Source organism: Ignavibacteriales bacterium (assembly GCA_026390595.1).
Classification (GTDB): Bacteria; Bacteroidota; Ignavibacteria; order UBA10030; family UBA10030; genus UBA9647.
Map to the genome: position 1 here is coordinate 1 of JAPLFQ010000033.1, position 25,252 is coordinate 25,252.

The following is a 25,252-nucleotide window of genomic DNA, read 5'->3' on the forward strand; positions in this document are numbered from 1 at the left end:
TGCTCGTCGATGAGTTTCAGGACACGAACAGAGCGCAGTACGAAGTCATAAGGCTTCTGTCCAAAAAGAACGAGAACATTTGTGTCGTGGGGGATGATGCCCAGAGCATCTACGCCTTCCGCGGTGCCGATATCAGGAACATCCTGGACTTCGCCAAAGATTACCCGAAAAGCCAGACGTTCCGGCTTGAGCAGAACTACCGATCGACGAAGAACATTCTATCGATCGCAGACCGCCTGATCAAGTTCAATGTGGATCAGCTCAAGAAAGACCTTTGGACGGAGAACGTGGCAGGGGAGCCCGCCCGGTTGCTCGACTGCTTCGACGATCGGGACGAAGGTCATCAAATCCTGGCAGCCCTTCAGAATGAAATCGTTGCCGAGCAGCGGGCGCTGAAGGATTTCGCAATTCTCTATCGCACAAACGCCCAATCCCGTTCACTTGAAGACGTCCTCCGCCGGAATGGCGTTCCCTACATCATAGTCGGCGGCATCCGGTTCTATGAGCGCAAAGAGATCAAGGATGTGCTTTCGTACCTCCGTATGCTCGTCAACCAGAAGGATGACGAGAGTCTGCTGCGGACCATCAACTATCCGAGCCGAGGAATCGGGGATACAAGTCTCGAGCGGATCATGGAGTTCGCCCGTGAACACAACCTCGGTCTTTTCGAAGCCTGCCTTCGGATTGCGGAAGTCACCAGCGTTCAGGATCGGGCGAAGAAGGCGGTGACGCAGTACTGCTCCCTTATCCAGAAGTACGTTGCGCTACGACCAAAAATGTCCCTGAGTGAATTGACGCGTTCCATGGTCGACGAGCTCGGAATCCTGAGGGGTTACAAGGAAGAAGGGACCGCCGAATCCATGGGCCGTTGGGAAAACGTGCAGGAATTGCTTTCGGCCATCACGGAGTTCATCGAGGAACATCCGGACGGGAATTTGGAGGCGTTTCTCGAGGAGGTCTCGCTCGTTGCGGACATTGACAATTGGGACGATTCGCGAAACGTCGTCACGCTCATGACTCTCCATGCTTCGAAGGGATTGGAGTTCCCCGTTGTGTTCGTCGCTGGGGTGGAAGAAGGTCTTCTTCCTTTTTATTCAAGCACCATTGAGCGCAGGGCCCTCGAAGAAGAGCGCCGACTCCTGTACGTCGGGATCACGCGTGCACAGAATAAACTCTTCCTTTCGAAGGTTCAGATGAGATACCGGTTCGGTGAAGCGGCGTTCGCTTCGCCCTCGAGGTTCCTTACCGAAATCGGTGTAGAGAATCTGGAAGTGGTTCAGACCCGTTCTCACCGGTCGTCGTTCAGCGGCGAAGGATCGGTCCGGGACCTGCCCAGAGCACGGGGGGTGCCAGAGCGAAAAGTCCCGAAAGAGGAACAGTTCTTCGCAGACGAAGCGCCTGATTATGAAAATGAGAGTCAGGAATCCTTCGAGATGAGGCAGGGTACCCGCGTGATGCATGAAATGTTCGGCCGCGGGAAAATTGTGCGGGTGAACGGGAAAGGGGATGCGATGAAGGTGGTGGTGGATTTTGAGGACTTTGGGGTGAAGAACCTGCTGGTCAAGTTTGCGCGACTGCGGGCAGGTTAGTCAGGTTTCATGGACTTTGGAGCTGACGATGACAAGTTTTCCCCAATAATCAGGGTGAATGTAATGTGTAAGGAGGGAATTGAACTCCGGAATCTTGGCGGCGGGGACAATCACGAAGAGGATCGCAGGAGCGCCGGTATGCTTGTCAAATTGATCAAGGAAAACATTGTATTGCGTTAGAGCGTGATCTGTTTCAAAATCTCCCCTTCCTGTCTTCGCCTCTCCGATGATGTAGCACCGGGTGTTTTCGTCGTAAGCATAAATGTCTGGCGCTTTTGCCTGCTGGTCCCCGTACCCGTCATTCTGGAGCGGTTTGGGGCGCGGTAGACCTGCCACCCCGTCTGCACCCAGCAATGTGTACCCCCGCTCTTTGAATATATCAACGAGTTCTGCTACAAGTTCGCCGTGTTTCTCCGGATCGCTGCGGAATGTCATCGATGTTCTGTGGTGTTGTCGTCGTGTGGCTCGAGCGGTGGATCAACTGCCCCCGGAGAGGATCTTCTCGTAGTACTGCTCGTACCGCGTCACAATCACGGATGCGTCGAATTCCACTGCCCTGTCCCGAGCAGCTTTGGCGAACAACTGGTATTTCGATGGGTTGGAAAGAAGGTCGATCGCATATTTCGCCATGCGGTCGATATCTCCGATCTCGGCGATGTATCCTGTTTGGCCATGGAGCTGCAGTTCGGGCAGACCTCCGACACTGGAAGAAATGACCGGTACACCACACGCCATTGCCTCGAGGGCCGAAAGGCCGAAACTTTCCGATTGACTCGGCATCAGGAAGAGATCTGCAAGGGAAAGGAGATGGATGACGTCCGTCTGTTTTCCAAGAAATTTTACACGGTCCTGAATGCCAAGTTCCCTGCTAAGGAGCTCGCACTGCGAGCGGTCCGGACCGTCGCCTATGATGACGAGCCTGGAAGGGACCTTTTTCAGGACTTCATTGAAGATCCGAATAACGTCGGCAACGCGCTTCACTGGGCGGAAATTCGACGTATGCACGAGGATTTTCTCGTCTGGCGAAGCAAAGTGCCGTCGGACATCTTCCCCGGGAGAGCGGTGATATTTTCTGGTGTCAACAAAATTCGGTATGACTTCGATCTCTTTTTCGATGTTGTAATTGGTAAGCGTTTTCTCTTTGAGGAATCTGGAAACGGCCGTCACACCGTCACTGCGTTCGATGCTGAATTTCATCACCGGAAGGAAACTCGGTTCGAGGCCGACAAGCGTAATGTCGGTTCCGTGAAGGGTGGTAATCACCTTGATGCGGTCTGACTTGAGCATTTCCTTTGCCAGGTAAGCGCTCGTCGCGTGTGGAATAGCATAATGACAATGGAACAAATCAAGGTTCTGATATTGTGCCACCTCCACCATTTTGCTTGCCAACGCTATTGTGTACAAGGGGAAATCGAAGAGGGGGTAGTTAGACATCTCGACTTCGTGGAAGAAAACGTTGTCCATGAAACCCTGGAGCCTCATGGGAAGCGCATAGCTGATGAAATGGACGGCATGTCCTCGTTCAGCCAGTGCCTTGCCGAGTTCTGTAGCGACGACGCCGCTTCCGCCGTAGGTCGGATAACACGTAATTCCAATGTTCATGGTTGTTCCTCTCGGATCTCAACTTAATGATCGATGTGTGAAGAAACAACATCGCCAGGGGAATTGCCAAAGTGGCCGGATTTGTTGGGTTCTGGATCTGCGACTCGATGCTGCAGTTTCCTTGCAGGGCTGGGATCGGGGTCAAAGTTAATGATGGGGGGAGATTTGACCGACTGATGAAGGTCAGATCAGATCTTGGAAGGCGATGTGGATCGTGCGATTACATTCAATCGCACGACAATGTGTTGAGTAATATCTGGGTTCACGAACACCGATTTGCCGGATCTCAGCCCATTCTCGGTGCGATCATACCCGGAACGATTTCTGGAGCGAAACTGTTCTAGACAATGATCTGATGGTCAAAAATGTAGTTTGTTCTTGACATATTTGCCCAGAAATCGTTATATTTGTAGTAGTTCAGTCGAGGGAAACCCCTTGATTTTTTTTGGTTCAATATAGGACTACTTAGGTCGTATATATGCTCCAGCTCTCAAAAAAGGTAGAATACGGGTTGATAGCGCTTCGCCACATGGCTATGAAGCCACTAGGAAACGTTGTCACCACGAAAGAGCTCTCCAAGACGTACGACCTGCCCTATGAGCTCCTGGCAAAGATACTGCAGAAGCTCGCGAAGGCAGGAGTAGTTCGCTCACTGCAGGGCGTGAAAGGGGGCTACACCCTCGCAAGTCGTCCAGAGCAGCTTAAGGTTTCTGCGGTCATCAGGATTATTGAAGATGCGAAGCCCATGGTTGCTGAGTGTTATACCGATGGACCGGAAAGCTGCTACCTTTTCTATAATTGCACGATACGACGACCGCTCGGCAAGCTTCAGAGGAACCTTAATGTACTCTTCGACCGAATGACGGTTCAAGAAATTATCTAAGCGCACGAAAGCCAGCAGATAAACGACACCATGTCAATTCAAAAACTCTCACTCATAGTCAGCAAAGAAGAGTTCCTGCATCATCTGAAGAGCCGGATGCACATGTATCATTGTTCAAACATGTTCTTCCGGGATTTCCATTATGGCATCCTTTCCTATGCAGAGGTCAAGGGTCGAAAGATCTCATACGGTGCTGCTGAGGAACTTGCCACGATTGTGATTTCGGACCTTGAGAAATCGGGCATCTTGAAACCGATCAAGCCCGGGTCATGGATGCTGAACTATCCGGAGTTCAGGACGGTCTCTCTCAAGCCTTCGCCGGCAGCGAAACCGGCAGCGTCAGCGGCGCCTCCAAAACCATTACCCCAAGCGGCTCCGGTTGCTTCTCCGCCGCCATCGTCGGCAGCAGATGCACCCAGCGCTGTATGATGAACTTCCACGCAATACGAAAGTCTCTTAACGAAGAACGAGTATAGATGACGACCGAAACGAACAGCATAGAACAACTGGCCAATCAGGAATACAAGTGGGGATTCGTCACCGACATCGAAGCCGATGCGGCGCCGAAAGGACTCAGTGAAGGAACCGTCCGGTTCATCTCGGCAAAGAAACAAGAGCCGGAATGGCTCCTCGAGTGGCGTCTCAAAGCATACCGTCACTGGTTGACCATGACCGAGCCACGTTGGCCGAACGTACGATACAACCTGATAGATTATCAGGATATTGTCTACTACTCCGCCCCGAAACAGAAGAAACAGCTCAATAGCCTCGATGAAGTTGATCCGGAATTGCTGCGCACGTACGAAAAGCTGGGTATTTCGCTCCAGGAACAAGAGCGCCTGAGCGGAGTTGCGGTGGATGCCGTGTTCGACAGCGTTTCCGTTGCAACGACGTTCAGAGAGAAGCTCATGGAGCTCGGGATCATCTTCTGTTCGTTTTCGGAAGCCGTGCGCAATCATCCAGACCTTGTCCGTAAGTACCTGGGTTCGGTGGTACCCGCGAATGACAATTTCTTCGCTGCCCTGAACTCGGCTGTGTTCAGCGATGGGTCGTTCTGCTACATTCCGAAGGGTGTACGCTGCCCGATGGAGCTTTCCACATATTTCCGGATCAACGCAGCGGATACGGGCCAATTCGAGCGAACGCTCATTGTTGCAGAAGAAGATGCGTACGTGAGCTATCTCGAAGGATGCACGGCGCCGATGCGGGACAACAACCAGCTGCACGCGGCTGTGGTGGAACTGGTCGCCGTGGGGGAGAATTCGCGGATCAAGTATTCGACAGTCCAGAATTGGTATCCCGGTGACAAAGAGGGACGGGGCGGGATCTATAATTTCGTGACGAAGCGCGGTAAATGCCTGGGGAGAAATTCGAAAATCTCCTGGACGCAGGTTGAAACCGGCTCTGCGATCACGTGGAAATACCCGAGCGTATTGCTGCAAGGGGACAATTCGGTGGGAGAGTTTTACTCGGTTGCCGTGGTGAACAACTATCAGCAGGCCGACACCGGTACGAAGATGATTCATATTGGTGCAAACACCCGGAGCACCATTGTTTCCAAGGGAATCTCGGCGGGCAGAGGCCAGAACTCGTATCGCGGTCTGGTGGAAATCAAAAAGGGTGCAACGAACTCCAGAAACTTCTCGCAGTGCGATTCGCTGTTGCTGGGAGACAAATGCGGAGCTCACACCTTTCCGTATATCGAGGTGAGAAACACGACTGCCAAGGTCGAGCATGAAGCGTCCACCTCGAAAATCGGCGAGGACCAGATATTCTATTGCAAGCAGCGCGGCTTGTCCACCGAGGACGCTGTAAATCTCATCGTCAACGGTTTCTGCAAAGAAGTATTCCGTGAACTCCCGATGGAGTTTGCGGTCGATGCGCAGAAGCTGCTTGGCGTGAGCCTCGAGGGCAGCGTCGGGTAAGCAGCACAGATTTGTTGAATAATCCTACTTTCAAACAAGGAAACGGTATGATGTTAGAAATCAAGAATCTCCACGCAAGCGTCAACGGAAACGAAATCCTGAACGGGATTAACCTGAAAGTCCAGCCCGGAGAAGTGCATGCGATCATGGGTCCAAACGGTTCAGGAAAGAGCACGCTCGCTCAGGTCCTGGCCGGCAGGGAAAGCTATGAAGTGACGCAGGGGGAAGTTTTGTATGAGGGGAAGAATCTGCTGGACATGTCCCCCGAAGAGAGGGCGAGGGAAGGGGTGTTTCTCGCGTTCCAGTATCCGGTGGAAATACCCGGCGTGAGTAATATTTACTTTCTCAAGGCCGCGCTTAACGCAGTTCGGAAGCATCGGGGATTGGAAGACCTGGACGCAGTCGAATTTCTGCAGCTCGTGAAAAAGAAGACAAAGCTTGTTGAAATCGATGAGAGTCTTCTGAATCGTCCCGTGAATGAAGGATTCTCGGGCGGGGAGAAGAAAAGGAATGAAATCTTCCATATGGCAGTGCTGGAACCTAAGCTGGCCATATTGGATGAAACCGACTCGGGTTTGGATATCGATGCCCTGCGAATCGTCGCCGATGGTGTCAACAAGCTTCGCCGGAAAGACAACGCGGTCATCGCGGTGACTCACTATCAGCGGTTGCTCAACTACATCATTCCCGACTTCGTTCATGTCCTTGTGGATGGCAGGATCGTAAAATCAGGCGGGAAAGATCTCGCCCTCGAGCTCGAGGAAAAGGGATATGATTGGGTAAAAGAAGAAGATCGAAACTCTATTCACGCCTAAGAGACAAAGAAGATATGAACGCATCACATCAGGCAGTCGATTGGTACCAGTCCCGCTTCGAGGCATTTGAGCGAACGCTCAACGGAGCTTCGAAGACGGAACTTCATTCCCTTCGGTGCGAAGCCATCGGGAAATTCAGCGACGGCGGTTTCCCAACGACGCGCCACGAAGAATGGAAGTTCACGAACGTTTCTCCGATCGCGAAGATCGATTTCGAGCCCGTTCTCCGGTATGACAGCCGGGGAATTCTCCCGTCCAGGCTTCAACCATTCTCATTCGGCACGCATCACCAGCTTGTATTTGTCGACGGACAGTATTCATCCGAACTTTCGACGAAGGGAGCGCTTCCCAAGGGAGTCTATTGCGGCTCCATCGCTGCGGCAGTCAGGGAAGGGGAGGCGCGTCTGCAGCAGTTCCTTGGCACTCAGGTAAAGGTGGATGAAACTCCGTTCGTTTCGCTCAATACCGCGTTTCTGAACGACGGGGCGTTCATCTTCATACCGGACGGCGTGGTACTGGAAGAATCGATCCATCTTCTTTTCGTCGCCTCAGGAGTCATTGATGCTCTTGTTTCGCCCCGGAACCTGATTGTCCTCGGCAAGAAGAGCCAGGCCTCAGTCGTTGAAAGCTACGTTGCGATTGCAGATACACGGTACTTCACAAACGCCGTCTCGGAGATTATTGCCGGAGATGACGCCATCTTTGAGCATGACAAATTGCAGAATGAAAGCCTCGCCGCTTACCACGTGGCGATGATCCACGCTCGACTGGGGGCTAAGACAACATTCACGTCGAATTCCATTGCCCTCGGTGGCTCGATTGTCCGGAATAATGTCACTGCAATTCTGGACGCCGAGGGAAGCGAATGCACGTTGAACGGCCTCTCGTTGGGTACTGCGACGCAACTGATCGATAACCACACCACGATCGATCACGCGAAACCGCATTGTGCGAGCCATGAGTTGTATAAATCCATTCTCGACGGGAAATCGCGCGGCGTCTTCAACGGAAAGATCTTCGTCCGGCCGCAGGCTCAGAAGACCGACGCGAAACAGACCAACAAGACACTGCTTCTTTCTGACGAAGCGGTAGTTGATACGAAGCCGCAACTGGAAATATTCGCCGACGACGTGAAGTGTACTCATGGTGCCACTGTTGGGCAGCTTGACGCAGAACAGGTGTTCTATTTGCGGTCGAGGGGAATCGATGTAGTGTCGGCGCGTGATATGCTCACGTTCGCGTTTGCGGGCGATGTCGTGAATCGGGTGCATGTTGAACCACTAAGGACGCAACTCGGTGAGTTGATCCGCGGCCGACTCGACCAGGGAAGGAAGTCGTGAGTATGACAATGCAAGCTCAGCGCGGCAGTACGCAGCCAGCGAATACGGTAACTGGATTTGACACGGAACATATACGCACGTTGTTTCCGATTCTTCGTGAAAGTGTTCACGGAAAGAGGCTGGTGTATCTCGACAATGCTGCAACGACACAAAAGCCGGATTCGGTCATTGCCTCGTTGGTAGAGTACTATCGTCACTTGAACTCGAATATTCATCGCGGAGTTCACGCACTGAGCGAAAAGGCGACAGAAGTGTATGAAGGGGTACGTGAAAAGACCAGGGGTTTCATCAACGCTTCTTCGACGAAAGAAATCATCTTCTTGCGGGGGACGACAGAGGGGATCAACCTTGTCGCAAGCGCCTACGGAGGATCGCATGTAGGCAAGGGAGATGAAGTTCTCATCACCGGGCTGGAGCACCACTCCAATATTGTCCCATGGCAAATGCTCTGCAACCGCGTAGGAGCTGCGTTGAAAGTCGCGCCGATTGATGACAAAGGGGAAGTCATCATGAGCGAATACGAACGGCTGATCGGTCCCAGGACAAAACTCGTTGCGATTGCCCACGTGTCGAACGCTCTTGGGACTGTCAATCCGGTGAAGCGCATGGTGAGCATCGCTCATCGACATAACATTCCTGTGCTTGTTGATGGGGCCCAGGCTGTTCCGCATTTCCGTGTTGATATTCAGGATCTCGATTGTGATTTCTATGCTTTCTCCGCTCACAAGATGTTCGGTCCTACGGGTGTAGGGGTCCTGTACGGGAAGCAGGCCCTTCTCGAAGCCATGTCGCCGTATCAAGGAGGTGGCGACATGATTCGGTCTGTGACCTTTGAGAAAACGTTGTTCAATGATCTGCCGCACAAATTTGAGGCAGGAACACCGAACATCGCTGATACGATAGCATTCGGTGCTGCCCTTGATTTCTTGAATAGCCTCGATTGGAAGGCTATGTACCGCTATGAACATGAATTGCTCGACTACGCAACAAGAGTACTAGGAGCGATCCCCGGCCTGCGGATAGTCGGGACGGCAAGTGAGAAAGCCGGGGTTGTCTCCTTCGTCATGGATGAGGTGCACCCTCATGACATCGGCACGATACTCGATCAGGAAGGGATAGCTGTTCGAACAGGCCACCATTGTGCCCAGCCAGTGATGCTTCGATTCGGAATCCCCGCAACAGTGAGGGCTTCTTTCGCCCTTTACAACACAAGATCTGAAATTGACGATCTTGTCCGCGGAATTTATAGGGTGAAAGAGGTGTTTCACTAATGTCAGAGCTGCGGTCCTTGTATCAGGAAATCATACTCGAGCACAACAAGAAACCCCGCAATTTTGGAAAACTTGCTGATGCCACCCGGACACTTGAAGGATATAATCCGCTTTGCGGCGATCACTACACCCTCCACCTGAAGCTGGATGGTGAGACGATTGTCGATATCGCCTTTGAGGGGGCCGGATGTGCTATTTCGAAAGCTTCTGCTTCTGTCATGACAACGCTCGTGAAGGGTAAAACGAAGGCGGAAGCGCAGGAGATGTTTGAAACATTCCACAAACTGGTGACTGGCGAACTCACCGAAATCAGCTTTGAGGCGCTTGGAAAGCTTGCAGCATTCGCAGGCGTGAGCGAATTCCCAGCTCGCGTGAAATGTGCGAGCCTTGCGTGGCACACGATGAACAGTGCGCTTGAATCCAAGAGCGAAGCGGTGTCCACGGAATAGATACTATGTTTGGGTTATCGAACTGAACTGGAGAGAGAATATCATGGCAGAAATCTTCGCAGAAGTGCAGGCAGTTCCAGCCGAGATTGTAACAATAACGCCGCGCGCGGCTGAAGAAATAAGAAGAATCAAGCTCGAAGCCAAGATACCAGACGTGCATGCCTTGCGGCTCGGCGTCAAAGGGGGTGGTTGTTCGGGTATGACGTACGTCCTGGCCTTCGATGAGACACCGAAAGAGCGCGACACGGTGTACGAACTTGAAGGATTGAAAGTCTGCATCGATCCGAAAAGCCAGTTCTACCTCTCCGGGACCATACTCGAATTCTCTGACGGTTTGAACGGACGCGGCTTTGTCTTCAACAATCCGAATGCCGCAAAGACCTGTGGCTGCGGTCACTCATTTGGTGTCTGAGCAAAGGATTCAGCTCATGGAAGAAAACCTAGCATCGCAGGGAGAACCGCAGCAGGCGCCGGTCTTCGAACCCGCAGAGGTCCAGGTCGGAAGCCGCGTTGTCACCGCTCAGACGAGCCTTGAGGCAATGATGTGGGATGCTCTGAAACAATGCTATGACCCTGAGATCCCGGTGAACATTGTGGACCTCGGACTTGTGTATGACCTGAAGATTGACGATGAAATTCCGGGTGAGGCAAACGTCTTTGTCACCATGACGCTTACAGCGCCCGGCTGCGGCATGGGCCCGATGATTGCGGCGGATGTCAAGCGCAGGGCGCAGACGGTACAAGGGGTCAGCAACGTGCGCGTCGAGCTGGTATTTACACCAACCTGGAACCCGGCTATGATGTCGGAAGCAGCCAGGCTCATGTTGAATTTTGGCTGAACGGGATTGCGACTCTCCGTGCAAGTGTCCATCGAGAATTGAAAAGACCTATTACCAAACACATCACCGCACCCCCAACACGAAAGGATTCACGCAATGGCGTATGAATGGAAGTTCAATCCCCGTCCATATTCGGACGAAGAAGCGAAAACGCTGCTCGCAGGAGTGGTCAGCGCCGAGACTACCGACTGGCATTATAACACCCATCACAAAGGGTACGTCACCGCCCTGAACAACATCGAGAAGGCGCTCGAAGGGGCCGATAGGGCCGCAGCAAACGGAAACTACAGTGTTATCGGCGAGTTGAAGCGAAGGTTCACATGGAATCACTCCGGCGCTCTGCTGCATGACCTCTACTGGGAAGTGCTTGGAGGAGATGGCGATCCGAACAAAGGACCGGAAGTGAAGGCGGCGATTGAAAAAGAATTTGGCTCGTTTGACGCGTGGAAAGCTGATTTCAAAGCTGGAACGATTTCGGCCAAATTGAGCGGTTGGGGCTTGCTGGTATTCGACCGGCTGTACTCAGGTCGATTGTTGAACGTGACTGTCGATGAGCACCAGTATGGCGCCATCTGGGGCGCAGTGCCGCTCATCTCGTGCGACGTCTTCGAGCATGCTTATTACCACAAAGACGGTCCGGCGCGTGCGAAGTACATCGATAACTTCTTCAGCAATCTTCATTGGGGAAGAATCAATGATCGGTACAAGACGCTGGTTGCTGGAAAGTAGTGTGAACGGTGGCGGAATCAAGGGGGCCGGGGTGAGAACTTCGGCCCTTTTTCATTTTTGAATTGCTCAGTGCTCAACTATTTGGTACTATGTGTCACAGTTGCTGCACTGTGCGTTCCATAGCCGGGGCATTCGAGATTGAAACGAAACAGTACTATCCTTGCCGCGATCGCTCTATGTTTCCCCGCTGCACTTTGTCTGTCGCAGAGTCGGCTGGAGGAGAATCTGGCTTCTCGCGTTTCCACAGCCAGACTGCTCCAGCAGGTGAGGGAGCTTGTCTCCATCGGTTCGCGCTGCGGCGGGACTGCGTCAGGCGAGAAGGCCGCAGCCTATGCCGTTAGAAAATTCAAGGAAGCCGGCTTCAAACCCGTGGTCCAGAAAGACCCTCCTCGGCTTGCCTTCAGTGCGAAGGGATGGAGCCTGAAAGTTGAGGAGCCGGAGACTCTGATGCGATTGATCGAGCACGAATGGGTGGGGGCGTATTCACCATCAGTTCGGGACACAACGTCTGAGCTCGTTTATACCCGGGACCCGGAGAAATTGTCGCGGGGAGAAACAAAGGGAAAAGCCGTGCTCATCGATAACGCCGTTTCTCGTCGGCTCTACAATTCCCTGGTGGAGAACGGAGCGACCTGTCTCTTGGTGGCATCTCCTGAACTTGAAGGCGCATATTCCGATTGGGCGATGATTTCAGACCTTCCGGCATCTTCAAAGAACGCCATCCCCTTGTTCAACCTCTCCACAAACAATGCCAGAGCCCTTCGAAAGGCGCTGGCAGACAGTGAGTCGGTGCTGATCAGGTATTCAACACTGACATCAGTCGATTCAGCGCGACCGAAAACTGTCATCGCAACACTGGAAGGGGAGAGCGACAGATACTATCTCGTCTGCGCGCACGGTGATTCCGACTCCGGAGGACCTGGCGCTGACGACAACGCTTCAGGTGTTTCGGGAGTCCTGGAAACGGCACGAGTGCTCCGCGAAATGGTCTCATCCCACAGACTGCCAAAACCGAAATACTCGATCCGATTCATTGTCTGGGGCAGCGAGATCTTCTCGGCGGAGCATTACATTCAACTGAACAGGGACAGCCTCCGGAACATCGAAGCCGTTTTGAACTTTGATCAAATTGGGACCGGGGCCAAGCGCAACTGCCTGTACTTTGAATCCAACGACGTGAAGCACAACGAGATTCTGTTAAGAACACTGGAGCGGGTAGGAGAGGCGTATGCGGGTAAAAAGGGTTTCTGGGCGGAATCGACGACAAACCCCTCCCAGGGAGGAACAGACTCCTACGTATTCTTTCCCGGAAGTCTCCGGCGGCTGAAAGTACCCGATGTAAAGATCCCGGCAGTCACGATTTTTACTGCAGCTTGGAATGAATTGAAGCCGCTCCCTCAAACACCCGGATGGAATTCGAAAGCCTGGAAGGGTCCGCGGGATACGGTCTATGTTGACTACTCGGCATACTATCACTCATCCCTTGATGTCCCCGAACGAACAACCGAGCGCGAGCCTTTCAATATGACGGGTGCTGTCAGAGCATTGAGCATCGCCCTTGCTCGTCTCGCCTGGTGATGCGAGCCCACGAACACACATTCCACTATCGACCGAGGTCGGCGAATGGAAGATGAGATCCCTGGTGAACAAAAGAGTGAAGAGGACGCGGCCGCAAACTGTGCGGCAAACGAGGTTCATTACTGGCAGTATTGTGTAAACTGTGGCACCATGCTTCAGAGTCGCAAATGCAAGCTGATCTGTCCAAAATGCGGATTCTATCACTCGTGTAGTGAACCTTAGGTTCTGATGGCAGAGAGTTTTTTGATTCACGCATTGTACGGTATCAGCGGGGCAAAGACGTCAGTGTATAAATCCCACCGGATACGATGATCACCCCACAGGGTTCCATGGAATTTCGTTGTAAGACGCAGGTGTATGACCTGTCTTCGAGAACTCACCTTATGGGTATCCTCAATGTTACGCCCGACTCATTCTCAGACGGGGGCAGCTACTTCGACACGGAACTTGCCGTTGCCAGGGGGCTCGAACTCGTGCAGCAGGGGGCGGATTTCCTGGACATCGGGGGCGAATCGACACGTCCGGGCTCGGACCCGGTGACTGAGGCGGAGGAGATCAGGCGTGTGGTGCCTGTCATCGAACGCCTAAGCAAAGGTGTTGGGATCCCGCTTTCTGTCGATACATACAAATCGAATGTTGCCCGGGCGGCGCTTCGCGCTGGTGCGAGTGTCGTCAACGATATCAGCGGAATGACGTACGACCCGGCGATGATTGACGTGATTTGTGAGTATGGGGCTGCTGTCGTGCTGATGCATGTTCTTGGTACACCGAAAACGATGCAGGTGAACCCCACGTACGATTATGTCGTCCATGATGTCTACAGCTTTCTCGAGAAGCAGGCCTGGCTGGCGCACGGGCGCGGAGTTCGACAGATCATTGTTGACCCGGGACTCGGTTTCGGCAAAGGATTGGAAGACAATTACGTTTTGATGAGACGGCTCGGTGAATTCAATCGCCTTGGTTATCCTCTGCTTGTTGGTCCTTCAAGGAAGTCATTCATTGGCAAGCTTCTGGACCTGCCCGTGGACCAGAGACTCGAGGGGACTGCCGCAGCTGTCACGGCTTGCATCCTGCGCGGTGCGCACATCGTGCGTGTCCACGACGTACGGGAAATGAAACGCGTTGCCGTCGTCGCCGACGCTCTCAAGGAGACTGGACACCGACAATGACGGCTGTCATCATCCCGGCATTCAACGCAGAGAAGTCGATGTCGTCGCTGCTCTCAGGTATTCGTAAGTACGTGGGGTCGGATGCCATCGTGGTGGTGGATGACGGTTCCTCGGATGGGACGGCTGCGGCGGGAAGGGACAACGGCGTGGTAGTGATCAGTCACGCTGTCAATCGAGGTAAGGGAGCGGCTCTCCGAACAGGAATTGAACACATCCTTGCATCGCCACGATACGACTCCGTTATTACAATGGATGCTGATCTGCAGCATGATCCCGAAGATATTCCGAAATTTCTGGCTGCCTGGCAGGCGCGCGACGGGGACCTGATCTTGGGTTCCCGCGGCAGATTTGGGAGCGGAATGCCTGCCCATCGCGTGCTGTCAAACACGATTACGTCCGCGTTGGTGTCTGCCCGTACAGGTGTCAGGATTCGGGATAGCCAAACTGGATTTCGCTTGATTTCAAGGCAGGTGCTTGTGGCCGTGAAGGTTGACTCTGACGGGTATGAAGCGGAAACGGAAATCCTTATCAAGGCCGCACGAAAAGGGTTTCGCATTTCGTCTGTGCCGATTGAAACGATTTATGCCGGGGCGCCAAGTCACATGACGCATTGGAAAACGACAAAGAATTTTCTCCACGTGTTACTGAGGGAGTATGAATGAGCCGTTTCGAAGATGAACGCCGTGAAATGATACAAGTGCTGCGGGACAAAGGGATCACCGACGAGCGTCTCCTGAAGGCGATGGGGAAGATCGAAAGGCATCTGTTCGTCTCAGAGCCTTTTACCAACCGATCGTATGATGACACCGCTCTTCCGATAGCAAAACAGCAGACGATCTCCCAGCCCTATACTGTGGCCTACATGACTCAGGAATTGGCGTCGAAGGAAGGCAGCAAAGTCCTTGAGATTGGAACGGGCTCCGGCTATCAGGCCTCTGTTCTTGCAGAAATGGGATGCAGGGTGTTTACGATTGAGCGACACGTTGATCTCCTGCTGCAGGCAAGAAAGATGTTCGATAAATTCGGATTTCGGATCGGGTCGAAAGTCGGCGACGGCACCGTAGGCTGGTCGGAGTTCGCACCGTACGACGGGATTATTGTCACTGCGGCAGCTCCGGATGTCCCGGAACCACTTCTTAAGCAGCTTGCTGATGGCGGACGTCTCGTCATTCCGGTTGGCACTCTCGATATGCAGGACCTCCACGTGTTTACCAAAACCGGCGAGATATTCGAGAGCCGTGTGATCAAGGGCTTCAAATTCGTCCCGTTGATTGGCAAAAAGGGTTGGAACGGTCAGTAAGTTCTGAGTTAGGTTCTCAATGTTTATGCATGGGCTTCGAGTAGCGATGTGAAGAACCGCACGATCCTTGCAGTTGTTGGTCCAACCGCGTCTGGTAAGACTGCGTTGGCGCTTTCCCTGGCAGAGATGCTTGATGGGGAAATTGTCTCGGCCGATTCACGCCAGATTTTCAAGTACCTCGATGTTGGGACGGCGAAGCCTACTGTGGCCGAAAGAGAGCAGGTGCCGCATCATTTTATCGATATCCTCGATCCCCGTGAAACCTACAGCGCTGGCAAGTACGGAGAGGACGTCAAGAGAGTTCTCCAAGGAGTCTTCCAGCGCGGACATACCCCGATTCTCGTGGGCGGATCTGGGCTGTATGTAAAAGCCGCGATTGACGGGATCTTCGACGGTCCGGAAAGTGATCCCGAGATTCGTGCGGGACTCGAGGAGCGATTGAGCACGCATGGACTGGAAGCGCTTCTTGTCGAGCTAAAGCGTGTGGACCCGAACGCCCTTGCGCAGATGAAGGAAATCACAGCTCGCCGCGTCGTACGTGCGTTGGAAGTGTTCACCATTGCGGGAAGACCTCTGTCTGAACTCCATGCCGAACAAATCCGTGCGGTGGACTTTGGAACTCTTCAAGTGAGCCTGAAATGGGATCGAAGCGATCTCTATGCACGCGTCAATAGCCGGGTTGATGTGATGATGGATGCGGGGCTGGTTAACGAAGTCCGTGCATTACGAGCGATGGGACTCGACAGAAATCTGAACGCGCTCAATACTGTCGGCTACAAAGAAGTGTTCGACCATCTCGAGGGCATCACCGACTTCGAAAGGATGATTGAAGTCATCAAACAGAACTCGAGGAGATTTGCGAAGAGGCAGGTCACCTGGTTCGCAGCCGACAAGAGGATACACGAATTTCCGATGTCGGGCAGGGGAGATGTGGTAGTTGTTGCCAGAAAAATTGTGGACTTGTATTCTGGGACCAGAAAATCGTAGACGGGCCACATCGTCGTTGCTTTTTCGTCAGTATTTGAGTACATTTAGTCTATTAGTTTAGTTCGGGGCGTGGCGCAGCCTGGCTAGCGCGCTTGGTTCGGGACCAAGAGGCCGCGAGTTCGAATCTCGCCGCCCCGACAATCCTTCGAAATGTCGTTTTCTCGCCTTTCGCTTCCCGGTCGTACATTCCCAACCGATCCTCCTTCAGGTTCGTTGAATCTGTAGCCAATTTTGGCTACCATTGTATACAGTCGGAAACTCAAAGCCATGCCATCTGCCATCATCGCAATCGTGGGACGTCCGAACGTTGGGAAGTCCACGCTCTTCAACCGAATCCTGGGCGCACGGGAGGCTATTGTTCATGACATGCCTGGCGTCACGCGGGACCGGAAATACGCCGAAACCGAATGGGCGGGCACTCACTTCACGATCATCGATACAGGCGGCTATGTCCCGGATTCGGAGGATGTCTTCGAGCGCGCAATACGGGAACAGGCCAGCATCGCCATCGAAGAGGCGGATGTTGTCGTTTTTGTGGTCGATGCACAGGCGGGTATTACTCCCTTGGATCAGGAAATCACCAACATCCTGAGGAAGTCCAAGAAGCCGATTTGCCTCGCGGTGAACAAGATTGACTCCGCCAAACGCGAAATTGACGCGGCGGAGTTCTACGCTCTCGGTCTCGGAGAACCTATATCGATCTCTGCTTTGGCGGGACGACAGATAGGTGATTTCCTGGATATCATCACTTCACTTCTCAAAGCGGCCCCGGAGGAAGAGGGGGAGCAAGAACGTTTGCGTATCGCAGTCATAGGAAAGCCGAATGTGGGGAAATCATCGCTCGTGAACGCTCTCCTGGGCAAATCGAGACAAGTTGTAACTGAGATTCCAGGCACCACGCGAGATCCGATCGACTCTATTCTGAAGTATGGCGGGGAGGAATTTGTTCTTGTCGATACAGCGGGCCTGCGGAAACGTAGACGGCTCACGGAAAGCGTCGAGTTTTATAGTGCAATGCGGACGCTCCGTAGCATCGAGCGGTGCGATGTCGCCCTGATTCTGTTCGACGCAGGGCGTGGATTCGATGTCCAGGATCTTCATATCGTGGAATCGACAATGGAGCGGAGGCGTTCAGCCATCATCGCCGTAAACAAGTGGGACCTGGTCGAGAAGGAGACGGACACCGCCCGCGAATATGAGACATTTCTCAAGGGAAAGCTGGGTATCCATGACCATATACCAATTGTTTTCGTTTCCGCCCTGACAAAACAGCGGATCCACAAGCTGGTTGATCGAGCCAAGTTGCTCCACGCAGAGCAATGCAAACGGATTGAGACCAGTGAGCTCAACGACGTTCTCCTTCCAGAGATCGACCGGAATCCGCCGAAGTCATCAAGCCCAAAAGAGATCAAGATCAAGTACATCACACAGGTCAAGACGCAGCCCCCGATGTTCGCGTTCTTCTGCAAAGAGCCGAAACTTATCCAAGAATCGTACAAGCGCTATCTGGCAAACAGGATCAGAGATTGCTTTGGTTTTGCGGGTGTCCCTTTTACGCTCACGTTCAAGAAGAAGTAACCCTTCCCTAATCAGGTCGGACCATGAAGAATCTTACCGTTCTCCACCATCCGCTTGTTCAACGCGACCTTACGCTGCTCCGGGACAGGCGGACACCAAGCAACCAGTTCCGTTCCATCCTGCGGCGGGCTTCGACGTTGATGGCCTTCGAGGTTACGAGAGACCTTATGCTTCGGGAAATCCCCATCAGAACTCCGCTGGCTTCCACGAAGGGATACGTCCTCGCTCGTCCTGTTGTCCTGGTTCCCATCCTGCGTGCAGGCTTGGGACTGGTGGGAGGATTTGTCGAGGTGTTACCTGACGCCAAGGTTGGTCACATTGGCCTCTACCGTGACGAGCAATCACTCAAGCCGGTTGATTACTACTTCAAGGTTCCGAAAAACCTGAAGGAGGCGATGGTATTCTTGCTTGACCCAATGCTCGCGACGGGGGGTAGTCTGGCGACCGCAATCACGTATCTCAAGAAACGAGGCGCCAGGACCTTGGTCAGCGTGACACTTGTGGCAGCGCCGGAAGGTGTCAAACGCGTGCACAGGGAACATCCCGACGTGCCGATCTTCACGTGCTCGTTAGATAAAAAGCTCAACTCCAAAGGGTACATTTTGCCGGGTCTGGGTGACGCGGGCGATCGAATTTTCGGGACTGAGTGAGCAATGAGGTTGCGCCTTTGTGCAATGTGGTGTCTCGCAATGATGATCTGGACCGTTGGCGCGGCAGCGCAGACTGTCTTACCGGATCCCCGCATGCATGCGCTCGCTGCGCAGGGAATTGACCTTACGTGGCAGCAGAAGTACCGTGAAGCCGATTCGGTGTTTCAAAGTCTTATCAAGGAGTACCCGGATCATCCTGCCGGCTATGTGTACCGCGCCGGCGTCATACAGACAAGAGCCGTCGATCACGAACTTCAGGTTGATCAGCAGAGTTTTGATTCACTTCTTGTTCTTGCGAAGGAAAGAGCAAAAGCGATGATCGAGGCGGGTGGCAATGACACTCGATGGGGATATTTTTACCTTGGGTCCGCTGAGGGATGCGATTCGTATGCAAGGGTGTACAGGGGGGATTGGATGGGTGGTGCGATGCGGGGTGTGGCTTCCTTTTCTGCATTCAAGGATGCAATTGATCGGGATGCGACGTTGTACGACGCATGCGCTGGCATTGGTGGTTTCTATTACTGGCGCAGCAGAAAGACCGAACATTTCAATTGGCTGCCATTTGTAGGGGACGACAGACCGAAGGCATTTCCGCTTCTCGCCAACACGGTAGAACACGGCGTCTACAACCGTTACACAGCATTGAGCATGCTTGTAGCCATCTACACCGATGCCGGGAATTATGATAAGGCAATCGAATGCGCCCAGGTAGGTCTTGAGCGTTACCCTTCGAATCAGGTTTTTCTGTGGGGATTGACGACCGCCCTTCGAAAATCGGGAAAAACCAGAGAAGCGATCACCTCGTTCGAGCGCCTGCTCGCAAGTCTGGAAGAGGAAGAGGGTGAAAATGGATACAATGAGTTCGTGTGCCGATTGAATATCGCTACCCTGCGGATGGAGATTGGTGACACTGATCATGTGCGCCAATACCTCACGTCGATCCTGAAACTTAAGCCGGACGATTTCCCTTCGCACCTGAGAGAGCGCATCGAGAGCAAGCTGGAGCAGGCGAAAGATCTCCAGCAAAAACTCGGCGCAGTGCGTTCCTCCCGGGAGTAATGTGATACATTCTTGACATTGGTGCCGCGATCCATATATTCAACGAAGAGGGACCGTGGGGAAATGCGTGTATGATTGACGCTCAGTTCAAAAACAGGCTTGATGACCTTCTATCTGTCTGCCGCAAGAACCTGCGCGCAGTAGACGAAGACCTGATCACGCGGGCTTTTACCCTCAGCCTCAATGCGCACAAGAATGATCTGCGCGCCTCCGGTGAGCCCTATTTCTCTCATCCCTATGAAGTAGCAATGATCGTAGCGAAGGAGATCCCTCTCGATGACGTCTCCGTCGCAAGCGCTCTGCTGCACGATGTTGTTGAAGACACGACCTTTGATCTGAAGGACATCCGGGCCGAATTTGGCGGCACCGTGGCTGATATTGTTGACGGTGCCACAAAGATCACGGACATCTTCAGAAGTCACGAGGTTACACAGGCGGAAAGCTATCGCAAACTCCTCCTGTCCATGGTGAACGATATCCGCGTCATGCTCATCAAGTTCGCAGACCGGTTGCACAACATGCGGACCCTTGAGTATCTTCCCGTTGAAAAGCAGCAACGCCTCGCCCGGGAGACCCTCGACATCTATGCCCCCTTTGCACATCGATTCGGACTTGCGAAGGTCAAATGGGAGCTCGAAGATCTGTCGTTCAAGTTTCTGCACCGTGTTGAGTATGATCAGATCGCCCGTCAGCTGAAATCCCGCCGGCGTGAGAGAGAGCATTACATCAAGAAATTCGTAGCGCCCATCGAGAAGCGGCTCAGTGAAGAGGGTATTCCGCTTGAGCTTGAGGGACGGCCTAAGCACCTTTTCAGCATCTACAACAAGATGGTGCGACGGAACAAACCTCTCGATGAGATCTACGACTTATTCGCTGTCCGGTTTATCCTCGATACAAAGGACAACAACGATTGCTTCCTTGTCTATGGCGTCATCTCGGAGCTCTACAAGCCCATCCCCGAGCGATTCAAGGATTACATTTCCATACCCAAGAAGAACGGCTATCAGTCAATTCATACGACTGTTGTGGGCCCCGGCGGGAAACTCGTCGAAGTGCAGATCCGCACCCACGCGATGCATGAAATTGCCGAAAAGGGTGTGGCTGCTCATTGGATGTACAAAGAGAATAAGAGCTCTGTTGATAAGGAACTCGAACAATGGGTGAATTGGGTCCGCGAGATTTTCGAGCAGCGGACTGAAGACACGCCAAAGGAGCTTTTGGAAAGCTTCAAGCTGAACCTCTATCAGGATGAAATCTACGTCTTTACCCCGAAAGGTGATCTCCGTATCCTGCCGCGCAACGCGACGCCGGTGGATTTCGCCTTTGAAATTCATTCGAATGTCGGTTTCCATTGCATTGGTGCGAAAGTCAACGGTCGCATCGTTCCGTTGAACACGCTTCTGAGGAGCGGCGATCAGCTGGAGATTATCACTTCCAAGAACCAGAACCCGAATCCTGATTGGGACAAGTTTGTCGTCACGCATAAGGCCAAGGCACATATCAGACGATGGATCCGTGAAGAGGAACGCAAGAAAGCCGAAACTGGAAAGGATATGTGGGAAAAGAGACTCAAGCGGAATAAGCTGCACTACGGCGAGGACGATTTGCTCAAGATCATCCACGCAGCTCGCATCGAGAACATTCAGACGTTCTACATAGAGATTGCCGAGAACCGCATTGACCCGGATATGTTCATTGAAGACTTCATCGTCAGGCCGAAACCGCCTGTGCAAGACGCTGAGAGCGGGGCGGGCGAGTCTTCGTCGTTGTTCAAGAAGTTCATCGCGTCGGCACGGGAGCTCACTACCGGAATCTCAGTGCTTGGATCGACTGATAACTTCCTCCACCAGTATGCCAAGTGCTGCAACCCGATTCCCGGAGACGCGATCGTTGGGTTTGTGACGATCGGTGAGGGTATCAAGATCCATCGCAAAGACTGCAAAAACGTGATTTCAAAGAGGATGACTGAAAGCGAGCGGATCGTAGAGGTGAGCTGGCCTCCTGCGAACGCAGTCGACTTCATCGCGGCAATCAGGGTGTATGGCAAGGACCGCCCTGCGCTTCTGAGTGACGTGACGCATGCGATTTCTTCCTATCAGAACACGAATATTCGAAGCGTCAACATCGATTCACGCGCCTCCATGTTCGAAGGTCAGATCATCCTTTATGTGAAGAATACCGACCATCTCTTCCGTGTCGTGGACAAGATACGACGGGTGCCAGGCATCATTGAGGTCGATCGATTCCTTGGATGAAGAAAAACATATGACGGTAGACCACACTGCTGGTCAACACAAAAGAATCATGGGAATCGACTTTGGGACAACCCGCATCGGACTTTCTCTGTCTGATCCTCTGCAGATTATCGCCGTGCCGTTCAAAACACTCGACAATAAGCTCGGGGTTATCGACCGGATTTGCGAAACGATTCAGCAGGAGGAAGTTGGTCTCGTCGTTGTCGGCATGCCTTTGAATCTCAAGGGGGAGAAGGGCAAAAAGGCGGTAGAGGTGGAGAAGTTTGTGGAGGAGGTAAGGAAAGGGACAAGTATTGAAATTATCCACTGGGACGAACGTTTCACCACTTCCATCGCACATCAAACGTTGCTGACGATGGGGACAAAACGTGAAGACCGGCGCACCAACAAAGGGAGAGTGGACGCCATGGCTGCCGCCATCCTTCTCCAGGGATTTCTCGACAGCCGTAAACGCTCGCTCATTTGCTGAGAACACATGTGCCTTTGACGATTCGCTCATGGCCCGGCGCCCTCTTCACGTGGGGGCGAGCTCGCAAAGTGCTGAGCGTGTTCATCGCGTTTGTCGCGTGGATGGCGATTGAATTGGCCGTGCTCCCGTACGGGAGTATTAACCAGCTTAGGCTGACCAATCCGGGCGAAACGGCATTCATGCGGAAGCATCGCGAGGAAGCCGAGGGAAATGGGAAACCATTCCGCATTGCGCAACGTTGGACACCGCTGGGGCGAATTGCGAAGGATGCCGTAAACGCCGTAATCGTCTCAGAAGATGGCACCTTCTGGTCGCATGAGGGCTTCGATTGGTTTGAGTTTCGCGAATCGCTCGAACGGAACGTCAAAGAAGGAAGAGCGGCACGGGGGGCGAGCACGATCACACAGCAGCTAGTGAAAAACTTGTACCTTTCGCCATCCAAGAACCCGCTTCGGAAATTGAAAGAATGGGTTCTCACATGGTATATGGAAAAGAAGTTGGGCAAGTCTCGCATTCTGGAATTGTACTTGAACGTGATCGAGTGGGGGAGCGGAATTTACGGCATCGAATCCGCGTCGCAGACGTATTTCGGAAAGTCCGCGGCAATGCTGACACGCGAGGAGGCAGCCCGCCTCGCTGCCGTTATTCCAAATCCACGGAGGTATCGTGTGGACAAAGAAACCAGGTACCTCGAACATCGATCCCAGCTCATTATGAACAGGATGGCGGCACGGGGTCTCTGACAGCATTGTGGAGGAGAGGATGAAGACCAAAGAGTTTCTGCTGCTCCTGGAAGAAGGTGAGGGGTTTCAGCTTGAATTCAAGCGGAAGGTTACCAGTCCGGCGAAGATTGCGCGCGCGCTCATAGGGTTCGCAAACACAAGAGGAGGCAGGATCCTGTTCGGGGTGGATGATGACAGAAGTGTCGTAGGCGTAGAGAGTGAGAAAACCGAAGTTGAAATGATAGAGACGGCAGGTCAGGTCTTCTGCGATCCCGCCATCGAACCGGTCATCGACATCATCTCACACCGCGGAAAAGACGTCATCGTCGTCACTATTGCAGAAAGTTCTCAGAAGCCGCACAGCCTGCTCGTTGATGATGACGGGACAGATGGACCGGACTCAAAGGTGTTGATCAGGGTCAAAGACAAGACGGTGGTGGCCAGCAAGGAAGTTGTGAAGATATTGCGCTCGGAGAGCCCTGATGCCCCCCCGTTGAGAATAAGTATCGGTGATACAGAGCGGAGTGTGCTGGACTATCTCGACGCGAACGAGAGGATCACGGTGAAAGAGTTCGGAAAGCTTGTGAATATTTCTGACCGCCGGGCATCGCGTGCGTTGATACAACTGGTGCGGGCAGGTGTGTTGCGGATTCACACCCACGAAAAGGAAGACTTCTACACACTCGCCTACTAAGCTTAGGGCTGTCCTGCCTTCCAGATCCTGTTAAGCTCGAAGATCGCTATGCCGTACGCGACTGCAACATTGAGCGACTGTTTGATGCCGAATTGAGGGATTTCAAGCGCAAGATCGCACTCCGCGAGCGCTTCTTTTGAAACCCCGTTGATCTCGTTTCCAATGACGAGGCAGATCGGAAAATCCGACGGTGCCACGGCGTAGTAAGGGATGACCGTGTCGGTAATTTCGAGGCAGACGGCCTTATACCCTTGGAGTTTCAACTGAACAATTGCCTCGCGTGGCGTCTGTTCATATTGCCACGGTACGCTCTGAGTGGCACCGAGAGCGGTTTTCTCGATTTCCTTGCGCGGCGGTGTGGGGGTGAACCCGGTAAGAATGAGCTTGTCGAGCAATACGCCGTCCGAGGTGCGAAAAATCGATCCGACATTGTAAAGGCTGCGGACGTTGTCCACGACAACACTGACGGGGAGACGCCTCGCGGCCGAGAGGGAGTCCAGAGAGGCTCGTTTCGCGGAAATCTCGGCATGAGTGAGCTTACGCATGGCCCTAAGATAGTGGAAAATCACGTGGATTTGAAGCGAATCCTCGTTTAGGGCACAAAATGATGGACAAGTGAGTTGAAATACAACCATATTTTCAGTATCTTTTTATTCCAATCTGTAGAAACTTGCGAAAGATAGTTATAGCAATCGATGGCCCAGCAGCATCGGGCAAGAGTACAACCGCGCGTCTTGTGGCTGAGCGGTTGGGTTATCTCCATATAGATACGGGTGCGATGTACCGGGCGGTTACGCTTCGGGTGCTTGAAGAGAAAATACCGCTGGACAATGTTGATCGTATCGGAACGCTTGCCGAGCAGACGAGAATTCGCCTGGAGCGGTGGGATGGGGGCAATCGGGTGTACGTAGACGATCGGGATGTGACCCGGGAGATACGATCGGCACTCGTGACAAAAAACGCGAGCGCAGTGAGCAGCTATCAACGCGTCCGCGATGTGCTCGTCCGCGAACAGCGGCGTATCGCTGAGCAGGGAGCTGTCGTTCTCGAAGGAAGAGATATCGGTACTGTGGTGTTGCCGCATGCTGATCTGAAGATCTTCATGGTGGCACACGTATCGGAACGGGTCAAGCGCCGAAAAATCGAACTCGAGTCAACGGGTGTGAATGTAGACAGCACGAAGCTTGAACAAGAAATTATTGAACGGGACCGTCTGGATTCCACCCGGACTGCGAGTCCGCTGCGTAAGGCGGCAGAAGCAATCGAGGTTGATACATCCTCTATGACGATTGAAGAGCAGGTGCAGTTCGTGGTAAACAAGGCCAATGAGATTATGAAGGGTTGAGGCG

27 protein-coding genes and 1 tRNA gene are annotated in these 25,252 nt (G+C 53.1%); 25 read left to right on the forward strand and 3 right to left on the reverse strand.

The features are described 5' to 3' along the window. The coding region (locus NTU47_17505; GenBank protein MCX6135607.1) for a UvrD-helicase domain-containing protein at positions 1-1,589 on the forward strand (1,589 nt) is incomplete at its 5' end. Here the strand turns inward: NTU47_17505 and NTU47_17510 are convergent. Together NTU47_17510 and bshA are read right to left on the reverse strand one after the other, a co-directional pair. Further along, complete coding sequence (locus NTU47_17510) at positions 1,590-2,024, reverse strand: hypothetical protein (GenBank protein ID MCX6135608.1); 435 nt, start codon at positions 2,022-2,024, stop codon at positions 1,590-1,592. 42 nt (positions 2,025-2,066) lie between these two features. After that, complete coding sequence (gene bshA / locus NTU47_17515) at positions 2,067-3,191, reverse strand: N-acetyl-alpha-D-glucosaminyl L-malate synthase BshA (GenBank protein ID MCX6135609.1); 1,125 nt, start codon at positions 3,189-3,191, stop codon at positions 2,067-2,069. A gap of 478 nt (positions 3,192-3,669) precedes the next feature. Here bshA and NTU47_17520 point away from each other — a divergent pair, with 478 nt between their 5' ends. The 23 genes from NTU47_17520 to NTU47_17630 all read left to right on the forward strand — a co-directional run bounded on the left by NTU47_17520 (position 3,670) and on the right by NTU47_17630 (position 23,903). Then, positions 3,670-4,074 carry an Rrf2 family transcriptional regulator gene (locus NTU47_17520; GenBank protein ID MCX6135610.1) on the forward strand — a complete coding sequence of 135 codons (405 nt, stop codon included), beginning with the start codon at positions 3,670-3,672 and terminating at the stop codon, positions 4,072-4,074. Positions 4,075-4,104: 30 nt separating this feature from the next. Then, positions 4,105-4,503, forward strand: coding sequence for a hypothetical protein (locus tag NTU47_17525; GenBank protein MCX6135611.1), 399 nt, complete (start codon positions 4,105-4,107; stop codon positions 4,501-4,503). A gap of 47 nt (positions 4,504-4,550) precedes the next feature. After that, the gene (sufB, locus tag NTU47_17530; GenBank protein ID MCX6135612.1) at positions 4,551-5,999 is read left to right on the forward strand and encodes a Fe-S cluster assembly protein SufB; all 1,449 of its coding nucleotides are present in this window, start codon (positions 4,551-4,553) and stop codon (positions 5,997-5,999) included. 47 nt (positions 6,000-6,046) lie between these two features. Further along, positions 6,047-6,814: a Fe-S cluster assembly ATPase SufC gene (gene sufC, locus NTU47_17535; protein MCX6135613.1), complete on the forward strand. Its 768-nt coding sequence runs from the start codon at positions 6,047-6,049 to the stop codon at positions 6,812-6,814. 14 nt (positions 6,815-6,828) lie between these two features. After that, positions 6,829-8,154 carry a Fe-S cluster assembly protein SufD gene (gene sufD, locus NTU47_17540; protein MCX6135614.1) on the forward strand — a complete coding sequence of 442 codons (1,326 nt, stop codon included), beginning with the start codon at positions 6,829-6,831 and terminating at the stop codon, positions 8,152-8,154. Positions 8,155-8,156: 2 nt separating this feature from the next. Then, the gene (locus NTU47_17545) at positions 8,157-9,425 is read left to right on the forward strand and encodes a cysteine desulfurase (protein ID MCX6135615.1); all 1,269 of its coding nucleotides are present in this window, start codon (positions 8,157-8,159) and stop codon (positions 9,423-9,425) included. Continuing rightward, positions 9,425-9,874 carry an SUF system NifU family Fe-S cluster assembly protein gene (locus NTU47_17550; protein MCX6135616.1) on the forward strand — a complete coding sequence of 150 codons (450 nt, stop codon included), beginning with the start codon at positions 9,425-9,427 and terminating at the stop codon, positions 9,872-9,874. The genes NTU47_17545 and NTU47_17550 overlap by 1 nt, the downstream gene beginning before the upstream one ends. Before the next feature lie 43 nt (positions 9,875-9,917). After that, entirely contained in the window at positions 9,918-10,286 is a 369-nt protein-coding gene (locus tag NTU47_17555) for an iron-sulfur cluster assembly accessory protein (GenBank protein ID MCX6135617.1), read from the forward strand. A 16-nt stretch (positions 10,287-10,302) separates the two neighbouring features. Further along, positions 10,303-10,713, forward strand: coding sequence for an iron-sulfur cluster assembly protein (locus NTU47_17560; protein MCX6135618.1), 411 nt, complete (start codon positions 10,303-10,305; stop codon positions 10,711-10,713). A gap of 96 nt (positions 10,714-10,809) precedes the next feature. Further along, positions 10,810-11,442: a superoxide dismutase gene (locus NTU47_17565; GenBank protein ID MCX6135619.1), complete on the forward strand. Its 633-nt coding sequence runs from the start codon at positions 10,810-10,812 to the stop codon at positions 11,440-11,442. Positions 11,443-11,580: 138 nt separating this feature from the next. After that, positions 11,581-13,020 carry a M28 family peptidase gene (locus tag NTU47_17570; protein MCX6135620.1) on the forward strand — a complete coding sequence of 480 codons (1,440 nt, stop codon included), beginning with the start codon at positions 11,581-11,583 and terminating at the stop codon, positions 13,018-13,020. 383 nt (positions 13,021-13,403) lie between these two features. Next, positions 13,404-14,189: a dihydropteroate synthase gene (gene folP, locus NTU47_17575; protein ID MCX6135621.1), complete on the forward strand. Its 786-nt coding sequence runs from the start codon at positions 13,404-13,406 to the stop codon at positions 14,187-14,189. Beyond that, positions 14,186-14,851: a glycosyltransferase family 2 protein gene (locus NTU47_17580; GenBank protein ID MCX6135622.1), complete on the forward strand. Its 666-nt coding sequence runs from the start codon at positions 14,186-14,188 to the stop codon at positions 14,849-14,851. Before folP ends, NTU47_17580 begins: the two co-directional genes overlap by 4 nt. Further along, positions 14,848-15,489 carry a protein-L-isoaspartate(D-aspartate) O-methyltransferase gene (locus NTU47_17585; GenBank protein ID MCX6135623.1) on the forward strand — a complete coding sequence of 214 codons (642 nt, stop codon included), beginning with the start codon at positions 14,848-14,850 and terminating at the stop codon, positions 15,487-15,489. Before NTU47_17580 ends, NTU47_17585 begins: the two co-directional genes overlap by 4 nt. Positions 15,490-15,537: 48 nt before the next feature. Then, complete coding sequence (gene miaA / locus NTU47_17590; GenBank protein MCX6135624.1) at positions 15,538-16,476, forward strand: tRNA (adenosine(37)-N6)-dimethylallyltransferase MiaA; 939 nt, start codon at positions 15,538-15,540, stop codon at positions 16,474-16,476. Positions 16,477-16,539: 63 nt separating this feature from the next. Then, positions 16,540-16,614 (forward strand) — tRNA-Pro (locus NTU47_17595). Positions 16,615-16,743: 129 nt separating this feature from the next. After that, positions 16,744-18,054, forward strand: a complete 1,311-nt coding sequence (der, locus tag NTU47_17600) for a ribosome biogenesis GTPase Der (GenBank protein MCX6135625.1) — start codon at positions 16,744-16,746, stop codon at positions 18,052-18,054. Between the two features lie 23 nt (positions 18,055-18,077). Continuing rightward, on the forward strand, positions 18,078-18,704 hold the full coding sequence (gene upp / locus NTU47_17605; protein ID MCX6135626.1) for a uracil phosphoribosyltransferase: 627 nt from the start codon (positions 18,078-18,080) through the stop codon (positions 18,702-18,704). 39 nt (positions 18,705-18,743) lie between these two features. Beyond that, positions 18,744-19,763: a bacterial transcriptional activator domain-containing protein gene (locus NTU47_17610; protein ID MCX6135627.1), complete on the forward strand. Its 1,020-nt coding sequence runs from the start codon at positions 18,744-18,746 to the stop codon at positions 19,761-19,763. Between the two features lie 71 nt (positions 19,764-19,834). Further along, positions 19,835-22,018, forward strand: a complete 2,184-nt coding sequence (locus tag NTU47_17615) for a bifunctional (p)ppGpp synthetase/guanosine-3',5'-bis(diphosphate) 3'-pyrophosphohydrolase (GenBank protein MCX6135628.1) — start codon at positions 19,835-19,837, stop codon at positions 22,016-22,018. A gap of 10 nt (positions 22,019-22,028) precedes the next feature. Continuing rightward, on the forward strand, positions 22,029-22,487 hold the full coding sequence (gene ruvX, locus NTU47_17620) for a Holliday junction resolvase RuvX (protein ID MCX6135629.1): 459 nt from the start codon (positions 22,029-22,031) through the stop codon (positions 22,485-22,487). Positions 22,488-22,495: 8 nt separating this feature from the next. Further along, complete coding sequence (gene mtgA / locus NTU47_17625; protein ID MCX6135630.1) at positions 22,496-23,230, forward strand: monofunctional biosynthetic peptidoglycan transglycosylase; 735 nt, start codon at positions 22,496-22,498, stop codon at positions 23,228-23,230. 19 nt (positions 23,231-23,249) lie between these two features. Further along, complete coding sequence (locus NTU47_17630) at positions 23,250-23,903, forward strand: putative DNA binding domain-containing protein (GenBank protein ID MCX6135631.1); 654 nt, start codon at positions 23,250-23,252, stop codon at positions 23,901-23,903. Positions 23,904-23,905: 2 nt separating this feature from the next. Here the strand turns inward: NTU47_17630 and NTU47_17635 are convergent, their stop codons facing one another. After that, complete coding sequence (locus tag NTU47_17635) at positions 23,906-24,448, reverse strand: RNA methyltransferase (protein MCX6135632.1); 543 nt, start codon at positions 24,446-24,448, stop codon at positions 23,906-23,908. A gap of 125 nt (positions 24,449-24,573) precedes the next feature. On the opposite strand from NTU47_17635, the gene cmk reads away from it, so the two are divergent. Next, on the forward strand, positions 24,574-25,248 hold the full coding sequence (gene cmk, locus NTU47_17640) for a (d)CMP kinase (GenBank protein ID MCX6135633.1): 675 nt from the start codon (positions 24,574-24,576) through the stop codon (positions 25,246-25,248). Positions 25,249-25,252: the final 4 nt, after the last annotated feature.